Genomic DNA, 263 nt, shown 5'->3' with positions numbered 1-263 from the left:
TTTATGCGTGTATTGGCTTTATAGTTTGGAAGCCGTGTTTGGTGGATTTGCCCATCAGTCAGTACCCTTGCCGAATCGCCGGACGGCGGGGGGTAAGCAACTTCTGTTCCGCGCAGGGGGGTAGCACCAGACTCGGGAATCCAATTGACGACGAGGTCTTGCCCTTCCTTCCGTATCTGTTCGATGATACGGTTGTTTAGGTTGGCCGAATAATCTGGGCCGTATACGCGGCCAAAAACCTCGGCCCGCATTGATTGGTTGCC

General features: G+C 54.0%; 1 protein-coding gene. It reads right to left on the bottom strand.

From position 1 onward, the window contains the following. Positions 1-263, bottom strand: a 263-nt coding sequence (locus KVS71_RS17675; RefSeq protein WP_217585183.1) for a DUF4998 domain-containing protein, incomplete at both ends; no start/stop codon positions are given.

Origin of the sequence: Microbacterium sp. GbtcB4 (assembly GCF_019091465.1) — a bacterium.
Classification (GTDB): domain Bacteria; phylum Actinomycetota; class Actinomycetes; order Actinomycetales; family Microbacteriaceae; genus Microbacterium; species Microbacterium paraoxydans.
Note: the sequence above shows the minus strand (reverse complement) of the source record. Positions and strands in the feature narration are given on the sequence as shown.